General features: G+C 68.8%; 19 protein-coding genes. 10 read left to right on the top strand and 9 right to left on the bottom strand.

Annotation, left to right across the window (positions count from 1 at the left end; all coding sequences use genetic code 11):
- Positions 1-11: 11 nt before the first annotated feature.
- Positions 12-1,301, bottom strand: coding sequence for an isocitrate lyase (gene aceA, locus LX16_RS14030; RefSeq protein ID WP_147138948.1), 1,290 nt, complete (start codon positions 1,299-1,301; stop codon positions 12-14).
- 124 nt (positions 1,302-1,425) lie between these two features.
- On the opposite strand from aceA, the gene LX16_RS14025 reads away from it, so the two are divergent.
- The gene (locus LX16_RS14025; RefSeq protein ID WP_147138945.1) at positions 1,426-2,961 is read left to right on the top strand and encodes a helix-turn-helix domain-containing protein; all 1,536 of its coding nucleotides are present in this window, start codon (positions 1,426-1,428) and stop codon (positions 2,959-2,961) included.
- 2 nt (positions 2,962-2,963) lie between these two features.
- On the opposite strand, the gene LX16_RS14020 is transcribed toward LX16_RS14025, so the two are convergent.
- The 3 genes from LX16_RS14020 to LX16_RS14010 form a co-directional block, all read right to left on the bottom strand.
- Positions 2,964-3,887 carry an AEC family transporter gene (locus LX16_RS14020; RefSeq protein ID WP_147138944.1) on the bottom strand — a complete coding sequence of 308 codons (924 nt, stop codon included), beginning with the start codon at positions 3,885-3,887 and terminating at the stop codon, positions 2,964-2,966.
- Between the two features lie 104 nt (positions 3,888-3,991).
- Entirely contained in the window at positions 3,992-4,282 is a 291-nt protein-coding gene (locus LX16_RS14015) for a helix-turn-helix domain-containing protein (protein ID WP_147138936.1), read from the bottom strand.
- Positions 4,282-4,893 carry a DUF2975 domain-containing protein gene (locus tag LX16_RS14010; protein WP_147138934.1) on the bottom strand — a complete coding sequence of 204 codons (612 nt, stop codon included), beginning with the start codon at positions 4,891-4,893 and terminating at the stop codon, positions 4,282-4,284. Before LX16_RS14010 ends, LX16_RS14015 begins: the two co-directional genes overlap by 1 nt.
- A 182-nt stretch (positions 4,894-5,075) precedes the next feature.
- On the opposite strand from LX16_RS14010, the gene LX16_RS14005 reads away from it, so the two are divergent.
- On the top strand, positions 5,076-5,303 hold the full coding sequence (locus LX16_RS14005; RefSeq protein WP_147138932.1) for a prevent-host-death protein: 228 nt from the start codon (positions 5,076-5,078) through the stop codon (positions 5,301-5,303).
- Between the two features lie 101 nt (positions 5,304-5,404).
- On the opposite strand, the gene LX16_RS14000 is transcribed toward LX16_RS14005, so the two are convergent.
- Both LX16_RS14000 and LX16_RS13995 read right to left on the bottom strand, forming a co-directional pair.
- Positions 5,405-6,373 (bottom strand): GlxA family transcriptional regulator, encoded by a 969-nt coding sequence (locus LX16_RS14000; protein WP_147138930.1) that lies wholly within the window; start codon positions 6,371-6,373, stop codon positions 5,405-5,407.
- 432 nt (positions 6,374-6,805) lie between these two features.
- Positions 6,806-7,327, bottom strand: a complete 522-nt coding sequence (locus LX16_RS13995; protein WP_147138928.1) for a DUF3800 domain-containing protein — start codon at positions 7,325-7,327, stop codon at positions 6,806-6,808.
- Positions 7,328-7,694: 367 nt separating this feature from the next.
- Between LX16_RS13995 and LX16_RS13990 the strand changes: the two genes are divergently transcribed.
- Entirely contained in the window at positions 7,695-8,483 is a 789-nt protein-coding gene (locus LX16_RS13990; protein ID WP_147138926.1) for an NAD(P)H-dependent oxidoreductase, read from the top strand.
- Here the strand turns inward: LX16_RS13990 and LX16_RS13985 are convergent.
- The 3 genes from LX16_RS13985 to LX16_RS13975 all read right to left on the bottom strand — a co-directional run bounded on the left by LX16_RS13985 (position 8,471) and on the right by LX16_RS13975 (position 11,041).
- Positions 8,471-9,280, bottom strand: a complete 810-nt coding sequence (locus tag LX16_RS13985) for an Fpg/Nei family DNA glycosylase (RefSeq protein WP_147138924.1) — start codon at positions 9,278-9,280, stop codon at positions 8,471-8,473. The two genes, LX16_RS13990 and LX16_RS13985, sit on opposite strands and share 13 nt — an antisense overlap.
- Positions 9,281-9,382: 102 nt before the next feature.
- The gene (locus LX16_RS13980) at positions 9,383-9,865 is read right to left on the bottom strand and encodes a hypothetical protein (RefSeq protein ID WP_147138922.1); all 483 of its coding nucleotides are present in this window, start codon (positions 9,863-9,865) and stop codon (positions 9,383-9,385) included.
- Positions 9,866-9,946: 81 nt separating this feature from the next.
- Positions 9,947-11,041, bottom strand: a complete 1,095-nt coding sequence (locus tag LX16_RS13975) for a helix-turn-helix domain-containing protein (RefSeq protein WP_147138920.1) — start codon at positions 11,039-11,041, stop codon at positions 9,947-9,949.
- Positions 11,042-11,313: 272 nt separating this feature from the next.
- Between LX16_RS13975 and LX16_RS13970 the strand changes: the two genes are divergently transcribed.
- From LX16_RS13970 to LX16_RS13940, 7 genes are all read left to right on the top strand, one after another.
- Complete coding sequence (locus LX16_RS13970) at positions 11,314-11,589, top strand: hypothetical protein (protein WP_147138918.1); 276 nt, start codon at positions 11,314-11,316, stop codon at positions 11,587-11,589.
- Positions 11,590-11,755: 166 nt separating this feature from the next.
- Positions 11,756-11,968 carry a hypothetical protein gene (locus LX16_RS13965; RefSeq protein ID WP_147138916.1) on the top strand — a complete coding sequence of 71 codons (213 nt, stop codon included), beginning with the start codon at positions 11,756-11,758 and terminating at the stop codon, positions 11,966-11,968.
- A 143-nt stretch (positions 11,969-12,111) separates the two neighbouring features.
- The gene (locus tag LX16_RS13960; RefSeq protein ID WP_158645595.1) at positions 12,112-12,522 is read left to right on the top strand and encodes a DddA-like double-stranded DNA deaminase toxin; all 411 of its coding nucleotides are present in this window, start codon (positions 12,112-12,114) and stop codon (positions 12,520-12,522) included.
- Positions 12,519-12,992, top strand: coding sequence for an Imm1 family immunity protein (locus LX16_RS13955; protein ID WP_158645594.1), 474 nt, complete (start codon positions 12,519-12,521; stop codon positions 12,990-12,992). The genes LX16_RS13960 and LX16_RS13955 overlap by 4 nt, the downstream gene beginning before the upstream one ends.
- The gene (locus tag LX16_RS13950; protein ID WP_147138909.1) at positions 12,989-14,374 is read left to right on the top strand and encodes a peptide deformylase; all 1,386 of its coding nucleotides are present in this window, start codon (positions 12,989-12,991) and stop codon (positions 14,372-14,374) included. Before LX16_RS13955 ends, LX16_RS13950 begins: the two co-directional genes overlap by 4 nt.
- Before the next feature lie 408 nt (positions 14,375-14,782).
- On the top strand, positions 14,783-16,657 hold the full coding sequence (locus LX16_RS13945) for an elongation factor G (protein WP_147138907.1): 1,875 nt from the start codon (positions 14,783-14,785) through the stop codon (positions 16,655-16,657).
- A 110-nt stretch (positions 16,658-16,767) separates the two neighbouring features.
- The gene (locus LX16_RS13940; protein WP_147138905.1) at positions 16,768-17,538 is read left to right on the top strand and encodes a GNAT family N-acetyltransferase; all 771 of its coding nucleotides are present in this window, start codon (positions 16,768-16,770) and stop codon (positions 17,536-17,538) included.

Below are 17,538 nucleotides of genomic sequence, written 5' to 3'. Positions count from 1 at the left end.
GTGGTGCCTCGTCAGTGGAACTGGCCGGTCTCGGTGGAGCCCGCCAGTGCCAGTGTGGAGCCCGACGGGTTGAGGATGTTGGCGATCTCGTCGAAGTAGCCGGTCCCCACGTCCCGTTGGTGGCGGGTGGCGGTGTAACCGCGCTGCTCCGCCTCGAATTCGCGTTCCTGTAGGTCCACGTACGCCGTCATGCCGTTGCGGGCGTAGCCGTGGGCCAGGTCGAACATCGAGTGGTTGAGCGAGTGGAACCCGGCGAGGGTGATGAACTGGAACGTGTACCCCATCGCGCCGAGCTCGTTCTGGAACTTCGCGATCGTGTCGTCGTCGAGGTGCCGTCGCCAGTTGAACGACGGCGAACAGTTGTAGGCGAGCATCTGGTCGGGGTACTCGTCCTTGACCGCTTCGGCGAACTCCCGGGCGGTGTCGAGGTCGGGTGTGCTCGTCTCCATCCAGAGCAGGTCCGCGTAGGGCGCGTACGACCTGGCCCTGGCGATGCACGCCTCAAGGCCGTTGCGGACGTGGAAGTACCCCTCGGGGCTGCGTTCCCCGGTGAGGAACCGGGCGTCGCGTTCGTCGATGTCAGAGGTGAGGAGCGTGGCGGCCTCCGCGTCGGTGCGGGCGACGATCACCGTCGGCGTCCCGGCGACGTCGGCGGCGAGCCGGGCGGCGTTGAGGGTGCGGATGTGCTGCGACGTCGGGATGAGGACCTTCCCGCCGAGGTGCCCGCACTTCTTCTCCGACGCGAGCTGGTCCTCCCAGTGGACTCCGGCGGCGCCGGCGGCGATCATCGCCTTCATCAGCTCGAAGGCGTTCAACGGTCCTCCGAATCCGGCCTCGGCGTCGGCGACGATGGGCACGAGCCAGTCCTCGACGCTCTGGACGCCCTCGGCGTGTTCGATCTGGTCGGCGCGCAGGAGGGCGTTGTTGATGCGGCGCACGACCTGCGGCACCGAGTTCGCGGGGTACAGCGACTGGTCGGGGTAGGTCTGGCCGGCGAGGTTGGCGTCGGCGGCGACCTGCCATCCGGACAGGTAGATGGCGCGGAGTCCGGCCCTGACCTGCGCGACGGCCTGGTTGCCGGTGAGGGCACCGAGCGCGTTGGTGAAACCGCCGGTCGCGGCCTCGGTGGTGAGCTGTTCCCACAACCGTTCGGCGCCCCGCCGCGCGAGCGTGTGCTCCTCCTGCACCCTGCCGCGCAGCCTCCGCACGTCGTCGGGCTCGTAGTCACGGGTGACGTCGCGCCAGCGCGGCGTGTCCCAGTCGAGGTCGTGGTCGGTCGGACGCGGTTCGGTCGTGGACATACTGGCCTCCTACGGTGACGCTGTGTCGAGCACTACTTCCTGGTAACCAGAATTTTCCATTTCGGCGGCGTTCGGTAGCGGTATCGAGTGGAAAGAAACGCAGATCTTCACGCATGATGAAGAAATGCGAAACGACTCCGCCAAGCAGACCGGTGACGAGGCCCCCGGCCACGCCGAACCGGGACCGTGGGGCGCCACCGAGCCGTCCGGAACGACGGGCGGCGACCCCGCCGTGGACCTGATCAGCCTCGGCAAACGGATCCGGCACCTGCGTAAACAACACGGCCTGACCCTGGACACGCTGGGCGAGAAAGTCGGCACGGCCCCCTCCCAACTCTCCATGATCGAAAACGGCAAGCGGGAGCCCAAGCTGTCACTGCTGCGCGGGCTCGCCCGCGTCCTGGAGGTCAGCTCCGACCAGCTACTCGGCACCGACCCACCCAACCGGCGCGTGGCGCTGGAGATAGAGCTGGAACGCGCCCAACGGGGCGCCCTGTACCAGGCACTCGGCCTACCCGCTGTCAAACCCTCCTCCCGTATGCCGACCGATGTGCTGGAGGCACTGGTCGGGCTGCATCGGGAGGTCGAACGGCAGGCCAACTTGCATTCTGCCACCCCCGAGGAGGCCCGCCGGGCGAACACCGAACTACGCCGCCGGATGCGCGACCGCGACAACTACTTCGGCGACTACGAGGAACGGGCACAGGAGTTGTTGGCCCACGTCCACTACAGCAGCGGCCCGCTGTCGCAGCACGTCATCTCCGACCTCGCCTCGTACCTGGGGTTCACGTTGCACCACGTGGACGACCTCCCCCACTCCACCCGTTCGGTCACCGACCTGCGCAATCGGCGCATCTACCTCACCCAGAACAAGGCGAGCGCGCACGACCCCCGCACCGTCCTGCTGCAGGCCCTCGCCAGCCACGTCCTCGACCACGAGGTGCCGTCCACGTACCTGCGGTTCCTGGAGCAGCGGGTCGCCACGAACTACCTGGCGGCGGCGCTGCTGTTGCCGGAGAGCAGCGCCGTGCGGTTCCTGCGGCGCGCCATGGCCGACAAGGAGATCGCCGTGGAGGACCTGCGGGACAACTTCGCGGTGTCCTACGAGACGGCCGCGCACCGCTTCACCAACCTGGCCACCCATCACCTGGGGATCCGGACGCACTTCCAGAAGGTGCACAAGTCCGGGATCATCGTCAAGGCGTACGAGAACGACGGGGTGGCGTTCCCCAAGGACGCCACCGGCGCGATCGAGGGCCAGCCGATCTGCCGGTACTGGACGAGCCGTCAGGTGTTCGACGTGCCCGACAAGTTCAGCGCGTTCAACCAGTACACCGACACCTCGACCGGGACGTACTGGTGCACCGCCCGCACCGAGCGCGGACCGGACGGCGAGTTCTCGCTGAGTGTCGGGGTCCCGTACGAGGCGTCGAAGTGGTTCCGGGGGAAGGAGACCACCGCCCGGTCGGTGTCGCGCTGCCCCGACCCGGACTGCTGCCGGCGGCCGCCGCGCGCCCTGGCGGCGTCGTGGGCGGGACAGGTCTGGCCCGCCGGCCGGGCGACCTCGTCGCAGTTGGCGGCCATGCCGCCGCGCGGTTCGTTCCCGGGAGTCGACGAGACCGAGGTCTACCGGTTCCTTGAGAAACACGCCCGGATGTGACGTCAGGCCGACAGGTGCAGGGCGGCGATCCCGCCGAGCGTCACCATCGCCAGGACACTGGACACCATTATCGTGTCGCGGACCGTGGCCACCCGTTCCCGGTAGCGGTCGGCGTACACGAACACGACCTGCGCGGTCGGCAGCGCCGCCAGCAGTACGACCGCGAACCGGTCGTCGCCGGTGACTCCCAGCAGTACCGCCGCGGCGCCGGCCGCCAGTGGGTGGCCGACACATTTGAGGGCGACGAGCAGCAGCACCTCCCGGCGGTGGCCGGGCGGCTCGCCGTCGCCGGTGCCGCGCAGCGACATCCCGAGCGCGAAGAGGGCGGCGGGGACGGCGGCGGCACCCAACACCTCCAGCGGCGCCAGTACCCCGTCGGGTGGGACGAGGCCCGTGGCGTTGCACACCAGGCCCGCGGTCGACGCCACCACGATCGGATTCCGCACCGGCGCGGTGAGCAGTCGCCACCGGCCGCCCTCGGCTCCGCTGCCGGTGTCCATGGCGAGCAGGAACATCGGCGTCACCAGGACGGTCTGGAAGATCAGGATCGCGGCGATGAGCAGCGTGTCGTCGAGGATCTGCACCGCCACCGGGATGCCGAGGTTCCCGGAGTTCAGGTACCCGGCGCACATGGCCGCGGTGAGTCCACCGGTCCGGCCGCGCCGGAACAGGTGTCTCGCCGCCAGGTACCCGACCGCTCCCACGACGACGCTGCCGATCCCCACCGCCAGTAGCGGTCTGACCGGGAGTTCGTCGAGCCGGGCACGACTGAGGGTGGTGAACAGGACGGCGGGCATCGCGATGTGGAACGCGAACCCGGTGAGTACGGCCGGTGCGTTGCCGGGAAGGATGCCGCGCCGTCGGCTCCACCAGCCGCAACCGGCGATGAGCCAGATCGGCGCGAACGCGGTGACGACGGCTAGCACGGCTCGACGCTATGCGGCGCCCTGGCGACGACGCCCGGCCCGCCCGTCTCACCGGTCCTGGGTCACACCGGTGTCCACGGGCGAGGGGCGTGCCCATCACCGGCCTAGGGCGGTGGGAGGTCACCGGAGGCACCGGGTCGCGGTGCCTCCGGGTCCGGCCCGGTCTCCGGTTCGCCGAAGTCCACGGTCAACAGTTCACCGGGTTGGCATTCGAGTTCCCGACACAGCGCGGTGAGGGTGCTGAACCGGATGGCGCGGGCTCGGCCGTTCTTCAGGATCGAGAGGTTGGCCAGGGTCATTCCGACCCGATCGGCCAGTTCCGTGAGGGTCATGTCGCGTCGGCGCAGCAGCTCGTCCAGCCGCACGTGAATACGGTGTGTCTCCTGCGTCGGCATCAGACGAGTGTCGCAAGCTCGGCCCGCATGGCACTGCCCCGGTCGACGAGTGCGGCGACCGCGTACAGGCCGACCCCGACGAGGACCCAGTGCACCGGCAAGGTGGCGGACCCGGCGAATCCGCCCTCGACGATGGAGCCGGACAACCAGGTCGCGGCGAGCAGTTCGACGGCGAAGACCGCGCCGCCTCCGGCGAGTGCGGTGGTGGCCAGGACGCGCAGTCGCCGCACCGTTCCGGGAAGGAACGGGTCGTCACGGCGGGCCCTCCACACGGTGCGCAGCAACAGGCCCAGGACGGCGATGAGCAACAGCTGGGTGGGCAGCGTGGTGAGCGCCCACGACAGTCGCTGGGTGGCCGTGGGATCGGCGACCGTGACCGCCAGGTCCTGGCCGGCCACGACGGTGGCGCCCGGCCGGAGTCCGTGGTCGGGGGTTCCGGTGACGGCCGTGGCGGGCAGGTCGATCCGGACGCCGTCACCGGCGACGGCGCCCGCGATCACCGCCCCGGCGCCGAACACGGTGACCAGCGCGAGGGCGATCACGAGCAGCACCTGGAGTTCCTTGAGCCAGTCGGGACGGCGCAGGCCGTTCACGAGGGAGAGACGCGTCATGAGACTTCCTTATCGAAAAACGATATTATCGACAATCGATAAGATACACCAGAATCGATGGCCTGCCCACCGCCCGTCCCATGTGCCCGCATCGGCGGACGTCGGGATGAATCGACTTCCGTGCGGGCACGGTGTCACCGTGCGGCGCTCGGCGCTACAGTGCGGGGACGCATCGACGTGTCATGCAGCGTGAACCGCGGAGTTCGGCGCCCGGGATCACGGACGCCGTCGAGAGCGACAAGCCGTCGGTGACCACCCGGAACGGCAGCCCCATCGACGAGTCGACACCGATCCGCCGTCGAACGGTGCCCGTCAAGGAGGTGCTGGAGAACTTCGCCGACTGCCCGCCCATGGACTACCGGCGACTGCGGGACGATCTCGACGCCTTCTTCGGTGAGCAACGGAACTGAGACGACCGAGACCGTCCGGACCGGAGTGTTCGACACTCCGTCCTCATCGACCTCGACCACCCGGCCGCCGACGACCTGCCATCGCCGACCGAGCCGTTCCGTCAGGGCTGCCGGAAGGTGCGGCGGTAGGCGCTGGGCGACAGGCCCACGGCCGCCCGCAACTGCTGCCGCAGCGCGGTGGCGGTCCCGAAACCGGATTCGGCGGCGATCCGGTCCACCGTGTGGTCGGTGCGTTCGAGCAGTTCCCGCACTCGGGCGACGCGTTGCGCGGTCAACCACTGCGCCGGTGACAGGCCGGTCTCCTGCCGGAATCGGCGAGTGAAGGTGCGGGTGCTCATCGCCGCGTGTCCGGCGAGTTCCGCCAGGGGCAGCGGGCGGTGCAGGTGGGTCAACGCCCACTGCCGGGTGGCGGCCGTGGAGTCGTCGGCGCGTGGTGGGACCGGGCTGGGAACGTACTGCGCCTGTCCGCCCTCGCGGTGCGGTGGCACGACGGTGCGGCGGGCGACGTCGGCGGCCACGGCCGCGCCGTGGTCTCGCCGGATGAGGTGTAGGCACAGGTCGATGCCGGCGGCCTCGCCGGCCGCCGTCAACAGGTCGCCTTCATCGACGTACAGCACGTCGGGATCCCAGCGGACTCGTGGGAACAGGGCCGCGTACCGGTCCGCCCAGGCCCAGTGGGTGGTGGCGCGCCTGCCGTCGAGCAGTCCGGCGGCGGCGGGCAGTGCCGCGCCGGTGCACACGGTGGCGATGCGGGTGTCGCGCCGGATACGTGCGAACAGTTCGGCGTCGGAGTCGGCGAGTACCGGCGCGGTGATCTCGTAATCGGGTTCGGCGGCCGGTATGACGACGGTGTCGGCCGCCTCGACCGCGTCGATGCCGTGCGGCACCGTGACGTCGATGTCGGCGGTGGTGCGTACCGATCCGGGCCGACGGGCACAGGTGACGACCCGGTACAGCGGTCGGCCGTCCGGGTCGCGGGCGCCGCCGAGGAGCTGGTGGATCAGGCCGAGTTCCATCGGCGGCACGCCGGGACGGATGTACACGGCGACTCGGTGCGGCGAGAACGTCATGGCCGGATTCTTTCACATGTTGACCTTCAGGCCAGTCGTCTCGTGACACGGCGACGGGCAGCATGGCTGACATGAGGCTTTTGTGATTCCGGGTCACGTCCCGTGCCATGTGCTGTAGATGCCATGGCATGGCCTGAAGGTGGCGCAGAACACGGCGGACGTCTCAACCCGTGCACGCCACAGGACGACGCCGGGAAATCCGCACCACTGGCGTGTGATGTAGTGAGTGCGTATAGTGTGTGTTGTGCCGCCGTTCTGCGGAGCGGTAGGAAGTGAGTCCTGGAAAGTCCTACGTGTGAGTGGGGTCCAGGACTCGCGCGTTTTCGGGGGCGCACGGCTCCGTAGTGTTCAAGCCCGCTATTCCGTTTACATATCCCGATGTGTTCGCTCGAATTCCCACCTGGATGGCCCGGTGGTAACGAGTTCCGGTCGTCACATGTCGACGATCTGAATCATCCCGTCGAAGCAATCGACGTATTCGGATGTACCGTCCGGCCTTCGGCTGATACCCACAGCGCCGGCCACCGCATCGGCAATCCACAGCAGTGGTTCGCCCGGGCCCGGTACATGGTGCAACCGCAGTGCCGAGCTGATCCTTTGTGCGGAACGCATCCTGTTGAGGTACTCCAGCTCCCGACGATTCGAGGCACCGTCGCGAGCTTCCGCGGTGATCGACGTGATCCCGAACAAGTGGAGTTCATACGCGAGTCGCTCAAGGCAATGACGACGTCGGCGCTCAGGGCGGTCCCCCGGCACCCCGGTCCGAACCACCACCACATGGACCAGCCGGCAGTTCGACAGGGTGGTCGCGATCATGAGCCGCGAGTCGCTCGGTTCTTCGTTCCAATGGAGTTTCTTGTGGCGCTTGGGTTTCAATTTGGATACCAGGTGCCGCACACTTTCGGCGTCTTCGTCTTCGACGAGTGCTGCCGCCATGATGTACGAATTCGGCACTCCGAAAGGCTCGGACTCGTCAACGTAGGCCCGAAACACCTCGTCTCCCTTCAGTACGGGCGATCGGGCTTGAGCAACACATCGGCCCCCGGAGACCAACGAACCGAGGATAACGGCCGAGTTACTCCCGGTATGTACCGGCTCTGCCTGGAGCGGAAGGACACTCGGGATCGTCCCCGCCGACTTCCCGCTACTGATCGCTTGGGTCACGGGCGAAACAACCGATGCGCGGTCGCCTGGGTTCAGAACGGCAGAGGCCGGATACCCACGGCGACTCGGTGCGGCGCGAACGTCATGGCCGGATTCTTTCACATGTTGACCTTCAGGCCAGTCGTATCGAGACGCGGCGACGGGCAGCATGGCGGACATGAGGCTTCTGTGGATCTTCGCCCACCCGGAACCGCGGTCGTTGAACGGCGCGCTACGGGATCACGGCACGGCCGCGCTCCGGAGGACCGGCCACGAGGTACGTGAGTCGGACCTGTACGCGATGGGCTGGAACCCGGTGGTGTCACCGGCCGACACCGGCGACGATCCGGCCGAGCGGTTCGTCGTCGGCGCCGCGCAGGAGACGGCGACTTGTGACGGCCGACTCCGCGACGACATCCGGGCCGAGCAGGCGAAGGTGATGTGGGCGGACGCGGTGGTGATCCAGTTCCCGATGTGGTGGTTCGGCCCACCCGCGATCCTCAAGGGATGGTTCGACCGGGTGTTCACCCAGGGTTTCGCCTTCGGCGTGCGGAATCCGCGCACCGGGCGGAAGATGCGATACGGCGAGAACACGCTGTGGGGCCGTCGCGCGATGGTGATCACGTCCTACGGCGCGCGGGATTCGAGCATGGGGCCGCGCGGCATTCACGGGGACGTCGATGCACTGCTGTTCCCCGTCCACCACGGCATCCTTTGGTACACCGGGATCGCACCGGTCGCACCGTTCATCGTGGACGCCGCGGAACGCACCGGGCCGGAACGTTTCGCACGGCTCACCACCGACCTGGAGAAGCGGCTGCTGGCGTTGCCTGACGCACCGACTCTGGGGTACCGGCACCAGGAGGGCGGCCACTACGACGAGAACCTGGTGCTACGGCCGCAGTACGCACCCGGCCGGGACGACCTGTCGGTGCACGTCGATCCGGAGGCGGTTCACCTGGCCTGACACTTCGGGCACCAGAACAGGTTCCGGGCGGTCAACACCGCCGTGCGCACCTCGGTGCCACACACCAGGCAGGGCTGTCCGGCGCGCCGGTACACGTACACCTCGCCGCCGTGGTCGTCGACCCTCGGCGGCCTACCCATCGCCTCCGGGGTGTGTTCGGGCCGGACGGTGTCCATCCGGCCGAGCCGGACCCCCTCGCGCATGAGCGCCACCAGGTCGCGCCACACCTCCGTCCACTGTCCCAAGTCGAGGTCTCGACCCGGCAGGTACGGGTCGATCCCGTGCCGGAACAACACCTCCGCGCGGTACACGTTGCCGACACCGGACACCACCGCCTGGTCCATCAACAGCACGCCGATGCCGGTACGGGAACGGCCGATGCGCCGCCACGCCACGGCGGGGTCGGCGTCGGCGCGCAACGGGTCGGGGCCGAGCCGGTCGTGGACCGCCTGTTTCTCACCGGGCGTGATGAGCTCGCAGGCGGCTGGACCGCGCAGGTCCGCGTACCGGCGGTCGTTCGCGAGCCGCAGCCTTACGGCCCCCACCGGCGCCGGCGCGGGGGCCGCACCGAAGGCCACCTTCCCGTAGATGCCCAGATGGACCCGCACCCATTCGGCGTCACCGAACTCGATGAACAACTGCTTGCCGTGCGCGTCGGTGGCGGTCACCGGCTTGCCGTCGATTCGGGCGGCGGCCTCCGCGAACCGGCCCTGCGGGCTGGACACCGCCACCGCACCGCCGCCGAACTCGGCACGGTACGTCGCGGCGAGCCGGTGAACGATGTGGCCTTCGGGCATGGTGGGACTCTCCAGGGGTCGGCGACGCTCCAGGCTAACCGGGCGCGGAGGTCACCGGCCGGTGGCCCGGGCGGCCCCGAGCACCGCATCGGCGGCGTCGGCTCAGCCCCGGCGGGCACCGTCCGGCCAGATCACGGTCACCGGCACGCCCTGCTCTCGGGCCTGGGCGACGACGTCGGCGCTACCGCCGGACCCGGCGGCGGGTCGGCCGTCCCACACCGCGATCAACTCGTCCGCGCCGACGAGCGAGGCCAGGCCGGCATCCGTGTACGCCCGGGCGGTGACTTCCACGTGGTCGAGACGGATCACGTCCAAGGCGGCCCCCAACAGCCGGTCGTACTCCGGCCGGTACGCGGCGGGCAGGCCGTCACGGTACTTCTCGGCGGGTATCACCGCCACGAGGTCTCCGCCGGCGTCGAGCACGGCGGCGGCGAACAGGGCGTCGGCGCCGTCGGCGAGGCAGGACACGCCCACCACCCGCCCCTCGACCGTCAGTTCGGCGATCCGGGCGTCGAACGCGGCGCGGATCACGCCGGCGGTGGTGTCGTCCAGGTCACGGTGTCCGGTAACAGCGATTCGTGGCACGTCCCACTCCTGTTCGAAGACGGCGGACTGACGCACTCCTTCATGCATCACCCGTTACTGATGCCCACGCGACGGCATCCTTCAAACGGCCTGGACGGCAGCCCGCTCGATCTCCGACAACATCAGGCGAAGAGATTGGGACCGCTTCTCTGCGGATAGGCGCTCCAGCGCATCCCGCGCGTATGCGACGCCGCCACGCGAGTCCCCAGACTTGACCATCGACAGCCCACGATGCAATTCGGCGTGGGTCTTGAATCGAGGCAATGTCTCTGGAACCAGTCGGTCCACTTCAGATTGCCAATGGTCGGCGTCACCTGATCCGAGGCGGGCGTGGAGAAGCGATGAGTACACCGCGAACCTCCAAGGCGGGACCTCGAAGTCACTGGTGATCTCGGCCGAGCCGGCCTGGTCGAAAATCCGGCGAGCATCCTCCCAGGTCCGGACGGCATCCCTGCGTTGACCGCGCAACGCCTGTATGTGGGCCTTCCCGGCCAATGCGTTCAGTAGACCGAGCGACGGACGTTCACGGGCGGCTCGGATCGTCCGTTCCGCGAACGACAAGGCCGTCGGAAGCGCGGCGCCTTCGTAGCCGAGCGCGATGGCCGCACGACCGAGGACCCACACCGTCACCGAATGGTCCTTGGACCGTTCCGCAGCGATGGCCGCCAGCTTGTACCACTCGATCGCTTCGGAGGGATTCGTCGAGACCTTCCCGAACATCGCCAGCATCGGTGCCGCGACTGCCCACATCCCGGCGGTATCGATGCCCTGTTGCAGAACCACCATGTCCCCGGCCATGGTGCGTTGCAGCGCCGAGGCGCCTTGCGACATGTATGCCACGCCGTACGCGTCGAGCTTGCCATGCCAGTCATCCAGAGTGGGACGGCCGGATCGAGCCGCCGTGAGGAAGCCGTGCCTCAGCAGGTCGGCCGCGACGGTCGGTGCCAACGCTGAAACCGCGGCACCCGTGATCAGTTCTCGCCGATTCATCGGATCGCCCACCTCCTGTTGGTAGGCAACGATGACATGCGGATGGATCTTCCGTCGACCGTTCTCCATGTTGCTGAGGTACTGGCGCGAGTACCCAAGTCGGCGGGCAAGCGTGTCGAGCTTCAGCCCCGCCGCCCTGCGCTGGGCTTTCAACAACGCGCCGAGTTCCGGATCCCCTGCTGTCATTGGATACCTCTGGATACCGTCCGTCCGCGCGGCACACTTCTCATTGCACTGTGTACAGGTCAGGCTACAGGAGGGCGGCGGCCCCGAGTGGAAGCGAGAGCCGCCGCCGACCGCCATCCACCCGATTGGAGCCGAAATGGACGGCAGTACTGCAACCATAGTCAGACACCCGTATCTCCCTGACCCGATCCGAGGCACCACTCGTGTGCAATGCCGTCGCGACACCGGAAGCACGGTCGAATGGCCGTGCCAGGCGATCACCGGAGTGCCCCGTGACTGACACTGAAATGGGGCGGTTCTCTCTTGGTGGTGGGGTGTTCGTGGTGGCGTCGAGTGCGGCGCCGCATACGGTGCGCCTGTACTCGGTGCAGGGTGGTCATCGGATTCTGGCGTGCACGGTCAGCGTCGTGGAGGGATCGGTGGCGGCGTCGTGGGGTGCGGCGTGGTTGGGGCAGCCCGCCGACTGGTACGCCCATGTCGAGGCGGCGGCTGTCGAGGTGTACCGGGCGGCGGCGCCGCACTGGTCAGCATCGGAGGCCGGGCCGTGACGGCCTATACCCGGTGCCCGGACTGCCGCACTCCCGGCCGGGGGACTACGGACGCCGACACCGCTAACCGTCGCGATGCCGAGGACCCGCAGCCGTGCCCGCGCTGTGACGGCACCGGTTGTGTGCCGTTCCAGGGTTATGTCCTGGCCGTACCGGAGCAGGACCGGTGACCCGGCTACCGATCCGGCTGGACGGTCTCGGTGGCCGGGTCTGCACGATCCACGGCGAGCACCTGGAGACCCGGGGTGACGCCATCCGGATCCGCAACGGCTGGGGGATCCTCCACACCGGTCCCGCACCCCGCATCGGCTACTGCGACGCCACACAGAGCTGGCACGTCATCCCGCCGCGACCGACACCACGGCGCCGCACCCGGTAGCCGCCCCACCCGGGGCACCCCCCCCCGGGGCCGGCCGTCGGTGGCCCCCCGCATCCACGGCCGGCCCACACTCCACCGAAGGGAACCCATCATGTCCACCGCCGCTACACGCCGCAGACCGGGCACAGTTCATGGGAGCCGCCTTGACACCAGACGAGATCGCCGACTACCTGGCGCTACTCGGAACCCGCGACACGAAGACCCGGGGAGCATGGATCGAGAATGGGCAACTGGTGGAAATCATCTCCGGCCGCCATGACCTGGCCTACGAACAGGCGATCAACTACTGGCGCGTCGGCTGGCAGCACCATTACCCGACCGTCCGTGGCTGGCAGGGCGACCTCGCCACGCACGCCGAGGTAAAGGCGGCCATTCAGATGGGATGGGAGGGAACCAGTAACCGACACCGAACCATGGTCATTAACCATGCAGGTGGGCCGTGCGGCGGCGACCTGGGATGTCAGGACTACCTCGACACGTTCATCCCGCCCGGATGCTCACTCACCGTCTACTACCCGGGCGGCTACCGGATATTCGGAGGACGCGAACGATGACCGACTGGCGCACGCCCATCGACACACCATGTTTGCCCGTATCCATCTGGGACGGCAATGAACACATGGACGACCTACGGTGGCTCGACGAGATCGAGACATGGGTGACCGAGCAGCGTTACAGCACGTACGGCTTGCCGGTGATCTCCGGTATCGACCTCAGCACCACCGACTACGCCACCGTGCCCCGGCTGGTTTTCACGCGTCCCACCGACGAAGACGGCGCGGCATACCTGGCATGGAACGGCCGACCGGCCGCCAGTACCCCACCCGCGACAGCAGCACAGCCGACGATCGTCACGGTTGAACGCGACCACACCCGCCGCCTGACCACCGCCGAACTCACCGTGACAGCGGACGACCTGTTGGCGGCAATCCTCCAGTTCGCCACCACAGGCACCCGCCCGACCTGCGCCGAGTGGCCCGACGCTGAACCGGGAGGCGTTGAAGGCGCGGGGCGAAAACCATGAGTTACGACCGCACGTATGTATCTAAAGTGGCGTCGGGTGTCGAACGAGGGTCACGGGAGTTCGCCCGTCGTGCCGACGATGCCATGCACGCGGGCGGCGAGCTGCTACGCGCGTGGAACGACCAGCACCCCGCCGACCCGCCACAGCGCCGCCCTGCTCCGGCGGTCTCCGATCCGGCCGGGGCGTTGGTGGTTGACCATGACCACGCCGAACTCTTCTATGACGCCGGGGTTTATCGGTTGACGCAGCGGCGCCGCCTGGTCAACCACGGTGCCGCACCGGTCACCCGGTACCTGATCAGGATCGCGGTCGACCGGTACCCGGGCCGGCCGGAACGTTCCAACCGGCACTATTGCGCGCACCCGTTGACGTGGGATGAAATCGATCTTCACGCTTGGCACGGTGAGGGCCGTGCCGAGGCGATGCCCTGGACCGTGCAGCACGACCGGGACGCGTTCAAAGAGGTATGGCTCAGGTTCGAGAACGCCGCCGGGCAACGGTTCCCGCTGTACCCGGGTTCCGCCTGCTGGATTGAGTACACCTACACCGTCGGTGACGACAAGTGGGGCAACTGGTTTCGGCGCGCGGTGCGCCACCCCACCAACCACCTGGCCGTCACGTTGGATTTCCCCACCGAGGTCGACCCGGCGGCGTGGGGGTTGCACACCTCCATGGCCGGTGACGACATGCCGCTTGCCACCGCGATTCAGATACACGAATTCAACGGGCGGCGCGTATTCTCATGGGCGACCGACGACCCGCCGCTACACGCCCGGTACAAAATGGAATGGACCTTTCGTAACGGTCGAGTTGACGCCCCGGCACCGCGCCCGAGTCAGGTCATGGCCTCCCTCGGCGTCATTCAAGACGGCGACCCGTTGTTGCGCCGTACCGCTCAGCCGTTCGACCTTCCCGCCGAAGCCGATGCCACCACCCGCGTGGTGGACGACTTGCGACAGGCGGCCGACCGCATCAGCAAGGCACACACTTTCGGCAAGGGAATGGGTATCGCGGCGCCGCAAATCGGTATCGACCGGGCTGCCGCCATCGCCTACCCGCCCGGCGACCCCAACCCCATCGTTCTGCTGAACCCTCGGATAGTGGAAACCAGCGACGCCACCGACAGCCAGTACGAAGGGTGCTTGTCGTCGTTCGATGTGAGGTGCCGGATCCCCCGACCGTTGCAAATCCACGTCGAACACCAGGAACGCGACGGGCAACGACGCATCACCATCTTTGAAAAGGCCGTGGCCCGGCTGGTCGCTCACGAGGTCGACCACCTGCACGGGGTGCTGTGCGCCGATCACCTGCCCGACGGCGAGAAGCCCATACCAGTGGAGCAGTACCGGGGCACCGGCACCACCTGGCAATACCCGGCCTGAAAGCCCTATTCATCACGCATGAAGGGATGACCGCGTGACCACGGTCGCCGACGCCATGGCCGCCGTCGATGTAGACCAGTTCGTGAACGAACCCGACGGGCGCACCGCCGTCTTCGTCGGTGGGCCTGAGAGTCCTTCGCACAGCTGATGGTCGTCACGGCTCAGCCGATCCGCTTCCATGATGAGCGGACGGAGGTCGTAATGGTTCGCCTCGGAATCCGCGCAGACGTGTACCGCAGGGCGGACCGGGCCGGGGACGGGTCGGGTGACGAAAACCGGTTGCGGGCGGCTTCGCCACGCGATTAGCGTCACGCTGTCCCGAAATCCCAGGTGAGGAGACCGACATGCGCCGACAGCTGGCCGAAACCCCAGTCATCCAGTTGTCCGTCCGCATGAGGAACACGTCACTTGACCTATCTCAACCTGGGAATTCTCGCGCATGTAGACGCCGGTAAGACCAGCCTGACCGAGCGGCTGCTGCACCACACCGGCGTCATCGACCGGGTCGGCAGCGTCGACTCCGGTGACACCCAGACCGACACGCTGTCCCTGGAACGCCGCCGCGGCATCACGATCCGGTCCGCCGTGGTGTCGTTCCCGTTGGCGGGGCGCACCGTCAACCTGATCGACACGCCCGGCCACGCCGACTTCATCGCGGAGGTGGAGCGGGCCGTCGCCGTCCTCGACGGCGCGGTGCTGGTGGTGTCGGCGGTGGAGGGGGTACAGCCCCACACCAGGCTGCTGTCCCGCACGCTCGACCGGCTCGGCATCCCGACCGTCCTGTTCGTCAACAAGGTGGACCGGGCGGGTGCCCGCGACACGGCCCTGGTCGACGACCTGGCCACGCTGTCTCCCCGCCTCCTCGTGATGAACCGGGTCGACGGACTCGGCGGGCGGCACGCGACCGTCGTACCCCGGCGGGACGACGACCTGGTCGCCGCGGCCGTCGAACTCCTCGACGAGGACTCGGCGCTCCTCGACCGGTACCTCGCGGACGGCCGGATCACCGTCCCCGAGTTGACGGCGCCCCTCGCGCGGCTCACGGCCGCCGCACGGCTACGTCCGGTCTACTTCGGATCGGCCGCGACCGGAGCCGGCATATCCCATCTCGCCGACGGCGTCTCGGCACTGTTGCCCTCCGCCGCCGGTGACCCCGCCGGTCCCGCCGAAGGCGTGGTGTTCAAGGTCGAACCCGGCCCCGACGGCCGCAACGTCGCGATGTTGCGGGTGCTTCGCGGCACGCTCCGGCCGCGTCGGCAGGTGACGGTCCACCACCGGCTGGCCGACGGCGGGACCACCACCGCGCGGGCGCGCATCGTGTCGGTGCGTGGATTCCGGCACGGGGCGGTTCCGGTGCCCGGGGCCGTTCCGGCGGGTGGTATCGCGCAGGTGAGCGGCCTCACCGGGATCCGTATCGGTGACGGCGTCGGGGTCGCGCCGGCGGGACCGGCGGCACTGTTCGCGCGGCCGACCCTCGACACCGAGGTCACCGCCGTCGACGCGGGCGACACCGGTCGGCTCGCCACCGCGTTGCGCACGCTCGCCGAACGGGACCCGTTGGTGCAACCCGAGGTCACCGAGGACAACCGGTTGCGGGTGAAGCTTTACGGGGAGATCCAGAAGCAGGTGCTGGCCGCCATGCTGGCCGAGGAGTTCGGTGTCGCGGTGACGTTCTCGGCGTCCCGTCTCGTACACGTCGAACGGCTGGCGGCCCCCGTCGAGGTCGTGGAGGAGATGGGCAGGTGGGCGACCACCCACCACCTCGCCACGATCGGACTGCGGTTCGCGCCGGCCGAACCGGATTCCGGTGTGCGTTACGGCATCGAGGTCGAACGGGGTTCGCTTCCGGCGGCGTTCCACACCGCCGTGGAGGAGTCGTTGCGCACGTCGCTGCGGCGCGGGCCGCACGGCTGGGAGGTCACCGACTGCCGTGTGACGCTGACCCGGTCCGGCTTCGACAACGCGTTGAGCGGCGGCGGGGACTTCCGGGCGCTCACCGCGGTGCTCGTGGAGCGGGCGTTGACGACCGTGGGAACCGTCGTGTGCGAACCGGTCAGCCGGTTCGGGCTCGACGTGCCGCCGCACACCGCCGGAAGGGTGCTGATCGCCCTGGGCGAGGCGGGGGCGGCCCTGACGTCACAGGGCCTGCATGGCGAGGCGTACCGGATCGGCGGCACCCTCCGGGCGGCGGAGGTCCGGGGCCTGACGGAACGGCTGCCCGGCCTGGCCTCGGGCGAGGCGGTGTTCACGACCGAACCGGCCGGGTTCCGGACCATCGTGTGAGCGGCCGGCCCGAGCCGGACGCCGGGGCGGGCCGCTTCCGCCACGGCGTCCGGCTCGTCCTCCGTGTAAACCGGTGGCGGTGGCGCCGGACACGCCGCAAGGTGGTGGTCATGCTGATCGACCACCTCCCGTTGTACGGACTGCGGGTGACCCCCGGTGACCTCGAACTGCGGCTGCCCGTCGGTGAGGAGCTCGCCGCGCTCGCCGAGGTGGCGGCGGGCGGGGTCCACGCCGCCGACCACATGCCGTTCCTGGTGCCGTGGACCGTGGGCGCGCCGGAGGCGGTCGCGCGCAGTGTGTTGCAGCACCACTGGCGACTGCTGTCGGCGTTCGAACCGCACCGCTGGACGCTTCCGCTGGTGGTGTTCCGCGACGGACGGCCGGTCGGCATCCAGTCGATGCGCGGAGTGGACTTCGCCGTAACCGGTGAGGTGGACAGCGGTTCGTGGCTGGGCCGGGCACATCAGGGCGGCGGTGTCGGCACCCGGATGCGGGCCGCGATGCTGCACCTGGCGTTCGAGGGCCTGGGCGCGGTCACCGCGACCTCGGGGGCGTTCAGCGACAACCCCCGGTCCCGGAGGGTGTCGGAGAAACTCGGGTACCGGCCCGACGGGCTGGAGCGCGTGGCCCGTGACGGTGCGGTCGGGGTGATCGAACGGCTCCGGCTCGACCGCGCCGACTGGCGTCCCGGCCGGTTCGGTGAGGTCCGTGTCGAGGGTCTGCCCGGTTGCCGGGACATGTTCGGAGTGGCGGTGCCCGGTTCCCGACCGGGTGCCGCCCATGAATTCCGCACCGCCGCACATACGACCCCTGTGGACTGTCGTGGCGTCCGATCCGTTACGGGCGCTGCCGACCGGGCGGTGGATCGTTACACTCCCTGA

It is taken from the genome of Stackebrandtia albiflava (assembly GCF_007994225.1).
GTDB classification, from domain to species: domain Bacteria; phylum Actinomycetota; class Actinomycetes; order Mycobacteriales; family Micromonosporaceae; genus Stackebrandtia; species Stackebrandtia albiflava.
This window is presented reverse-complemented; position numbering and strand designations above follow the sequence as displayed.